General features: G+C 43.8%; 6 protein-coding genes. All 6 read right to left on the bottom strand.

From position 1 onward, the window contains the following. A partial coding sequence (locus STRDD11_RS08945) for a 2,3-bisphosphoglycerate-dependent phosphoglycerate mutase (protein ID WP_128837114.1) occupies positions 1-506 on the bottom strand: 506 nt, incomplete at its 3' end. Positions 507-634: 128 nt separating this feature from the next. Next, positions 635-1,378: a hypothetical protein gene (locus STRDD11_RS08950; protein WP_128837030.1), complete on the bottom strand. Its 744-nt coding sequence runs from the start codon at positions 1,376-1,378 to the stop codon at positions 635-637. 33 nt (positions 1,379-1,411) lie between these two features. Further along, positions 1,412-2,152, bottom strand: coding sequence for a hypothetical protein (locus STRDD11_RS08955; RefSeq protein WP_128837031.1), 741 nt, complete (start codon positions 2,150-2,152; stop codon positions 1,412-1,414). Between the two features lie 265 nt (positions 2,153-2,417). Continuing rightward, positions 2,418-2,867, bottom strand: coding sequence for a Fur family transcriptional regulator (locus STRDD11_RS08960; protein ID WP_128837115.1), 450 nt, complete (start codon positions 2,865-2,867; stop codon positions 2,418-2,420). A gap of 132 nt (positions 2,868-2,999) precedes the next feature. Continuing rightward, on the bottom strand, positions 3,000-3,320 hold the full coding sequence (locus STRDD11_RS08965) for a hypothetical protein (protein ID WP_128837032.1): 321 nt from the start codon (positions 3,318-3,320) through the stop codon (positions 3,000-3,002). 213 nt (positions 3,321-3,533) lie between these two features. Next, on the bottom strand, positions 3,534-4,141 hold a 608-nt coding region (locus STRDD11_RS08970; protein ID WP_128837116.1), incomplete at its 5' end, for a Cna B-type domain-containing protein.

Here is a 4,141-nt window from a genome sequence, read left to right on the forward strand (position 1 = left end):
GGTGCAATCTTGTCTTCCCAGAATGGCAGGGCGCGTTCCAAGGTTACTTTTAGGTTTTCTGCATCAGGGATGACAGAGTCGTCCAGATGAGCGTAACGGCGGTCCGTGTGAGCTGAATGCTCATCGTCTTTGGCCATATCTGGAGGCAAAACATCGTAAGAACGGCGCCAGATGTGAACCTGCTCATCACCGAACTGCTCTGCTGCTTCTGCCTTGTTTTTACCAGTCAGGCCGCCATAGTGACGCTCGTTCAGCCGCCAAGATTTTTCAACTGGCACCCAGAGCTGGTCAGCTGCTTCCAGAGCCAAGTTAGTAGTCTTGATAGCGCGTTTCAATACTGAAGTGTAGGCTTGGTCAAACTCAATGCCTGCTTCCTTGATCAGCTTACCAGCGTCGATCGCTTGCTGTGTTCCTTTTTCAGAAAGGTCTACATCAGCCCAACCAGTGAAAAGATTGGCCTTGTTCCACTCAGACTCACCGTGGCGAGCAAAAACTAATTTTACCATTAGATGGATTCTCCTTTTATTTTTCGGGGGAGTCCCCCTTTATCTATTCCATTTTACAAAATTTTCGCCTAAAAAGCTAGTCTAATTGACAAAATCCAGCCTTTTTATCCAGAAATCTTCTCCCAAACTCAACACCCGCCAGCCAGATAAGCCTCGTTGGCTTCCTTGAGCCACCAAGTCCGCCGCCTGTCTATCAGCTGATGAACGACTAACAATCCTGCTACTATCCAGTTACAAAGCATATTGACAAAGATGAAGAGCTCTACCCCCTTGGCGTGCTGGGCGGGAGTCAATTGACTATGTTTACCTATAAATACATCTCCCTCAACCCCATAAATTTTTGGCATAATGACATTGATAAAACAAATAACAGCAACAAAAGTAACAAGGCGAACAGGCCAAGAATAAAGGATTTTATGGAAACGCTCAAAACCTAAAGAAAAAGTCGTAAACCGTTTGGTGCGCTCCTGACCGAGAAAAAACAGACAAGGAAGAATATAACCAGTCATAGCAAAAGCAAACATCCCAGGCGTACGATGACTTGGAACTACAAAAGTAGTAAAGCCATAATTTCCATTCTTCAGTATGATATTACTTAAAAAATCAGGCAAAAAAAGAGCTAAAATAAATATAAGAAACCAGGAATAGCCCTTCCCCAGTTGGACACTCCATATCCGCTGTACCTTTTGATGAATCAGATAAAGACGTGAACGGTCCACACTGTTTTGAGGGAGATTTTTCTTAATTAGCTTGCCGCAGGAAGGACAGATAGGATAATCTGCCTCCTCCTCAAAGAGAAGATGCCGGCATTCCAAAAAAGGCGATTCATCACTGTCTGACAACTCATCCAGCCATTTCTTTCTCCAGAACATAAGACCTCCTAAAAATCGAAACTTCTCTTCATCTTAGCATCCGCCAGCCAGGTAAGCCTCGTTGGCTTCCTTGAGCCACCAAGTCCGCCGCCTGTCTATCAGTTGATGAACGACTAACAATCCTGCTACTATCCAGTTACAAAGCATATTGACAAAGATGAAGAGCTCTACCCCCTTGGCGTGCTGGGCGGGAGTCAGCTGAATTTGCTTAGCAATCAAGGATTCTCCTTCCATCTCGTAAAATTTAGGCATATAAATACTTAATAAGATGATAATAAAGATAAAGAGAGTAAGCTGAACCGGCCAAGAATAAAGAATTTTATGAAAATGTTCAATCCTCAAAGAGAAGGTGAAAAATCGCTTAACACGCTCTCTTGCCACAAAAAAGATAAATAAGGGAATATAACCAAAAAGTGTCACACTAAATAAGGTGGGATTGTGAGAGCTAGAAGGAATAAATCTACTAAATCCATAGTCCCCCGTCCATAGAAACCATCCACCTATAAGCTGTGGCAGTAAATAAGATAGGATGAGAATGAGCAGTGTCGAAGTAATTCCAATTTTGACACTCCAGACTCGCTGCACCTTTTGATAAATCAGATAAAGACGTGAGCGGTCCACACTGTTTTGAGGGAGATTTTTCTTGATTAACTTGCCGCAGGAAGGACAAATCGGATAGCCTGCCTCCTCCTCAAAAAGCAAATGTCGGCATTCCAAAAAAGGGGACTCTTCGCTTCCTGATATCTCATCTTCCCAACTTCTTCGCCAGAACATAAAACCTCCTAAAAATCGAAACCATAGTAACGGCAGTTATTGTATGCAATAACAAGCTTTTCAATGTTCCTTTAACTGACTCCTCATATCCTTCCAATTCAAAACTTATTGAAAAGCCGTTTCTTAGTTTATTATAACAAAAAACTTAAAAATCCTAGCACAAAAATATCAGGTCTTGCTGAAAAAATAGACACTTAGCAAATACTGTACAATATCATCGCATGTGTCTTGCAGCAGTTTCCTGCAAAATAAAAAGCCGTTCTCCTCAGCTAAGAACTTGCTTTTTCTGGCATTGGGGGCAGAGGCCGTAGACGGTCATCTGGCTCTTGGTGATGTGATAGCCTGTCTGGCTCTCGGCTTCCAGCTTGACATCGGGAATATCGATATCCATATCGGCGATCCGGCCGCACTTTTCACAGATGACATTGAGGTGCTGATGGCCCATGAAGTCAAAATAGGTCGTCATATCATTGGGAACCTTGATTTCTGAGACAAAACCTTCCTCCATCAGGACCTTGAGATTGTTATAAACCGTCGCCAGACTCATACTGGGATACTGGGGCAGGAGGGCCTGATAAATCATCTCTGCACTGGGATGGTCATGACTGTTGATGATAAAGGCAGTGACCGCCTTGCGCGTTTCTGTTATGCGAACCCCTTTGGTCCGCAGATGTTCCAGCACTTCCTGATAATGCTGCTTATTTTGTTCATTCATCATGCTTGCGCCAAATCCTTCACTTGTTTGTTTCTATTATAGCATGACAGGCTACACTTTACTATCAAGAATGATTGTAAATAACAATTCCGTAAAAAAATGACGGCCCAGAGCCATCATTTCTTTATGTCATTAGACTGTGAATTTTTTCAGGTTTGCTAAGTAAAGGGCACCGCCTACAATAGCAAGAATTCCTCCAAGCCAGCCCAATAATGGAATCAAGGCAACAATACCAGCAATGATTAAGAGTACAGGACCGGCAACACCGACACGCTGATCTCCTTTATAGTAGACAAGGCCAGCAATTCCTAAAGCTAAGATAGCAATTTTCAGAATTGTGAACAAAAAGCTGGAACCCAATACAGTGAAAATCAAAATTGGTCCTAGCAGCAGGAAAATACCACCAATCAGGCCAACTAATCCACTGGTAAGTACGATTGATTTTGTTTGCATCAACAGTCTCCTTTATATAATTTTTTACCAAAATAGTTTACCACACTTATTAGAAAAATACAAGGCCATTTTAAATGTTATAAAAAAATTTAAGTTTTTTTGCCTGCTTATAATGTTTTTCTTTCCCCTAAAAAAAGCCTGCTATTCCCAGCAGAAAGGGAATAACAGACTTTTGAAACAGTTTTTTGAACTTGCTCTTACTGAAGCTTGGGGTTAGCTGCGCTGATGCTTGATCAAACCAACCGCCCCTCCAAGAGTCAGGAAGCCAAGAGCCAGCAGCCAGATGGAAGCATTCTGACCAGTTCTCGGCAGAATCTGCTTCTTCCCAACCTCTCTGACCTCAGGTTTGACAGCCAGATGATTGGTCACATTCATACCATCTGCTTTGCTGCTGTAGCCTTCTACTTCGTCTTCACGGACGCTGTAGATGATTTCCTTGCCATCCTTGTAACGCGGCAGGTTTTCAAAGCTATACCTCCATCCCATGGCTTCATTGACCGTCACACTGATACCGGTATCCTGTCCATCGGCCAGCAGATGAATGAGCACACTTTGCGGACGGCGGCCAGTGCTGTTGTCCTGATCCATCCAAGTCACGCTGCCAGTAAGTGTCCTTGAATCAGCTGCAAAAGTCCAGCTGCCAAGGAAGTGAGCATCCGCACCATTGATGGTTTCTTCGCTCTTGTCATAAGACTTGAAAGTCCAAGTACCGTCCGCAGTCTTGACCTCTGTCTGTGACGGCGCGGTTGGCGTCGTCTTCGTGCCATCGGTCAAGTCGGTCTTGTCTGACGGAAGCAGCGCCTGCACTTCCTGCGGCAGTT

The sequence above is a fragment of the Streptococcus sp. DD11 genome, from assembly GCF_001578865.1.
GTDB lineage: Bacteria > Bacillota > Bacilli > Lactobacillales > Streptococcaceae > Streptococcus > Streptococcus panodentis.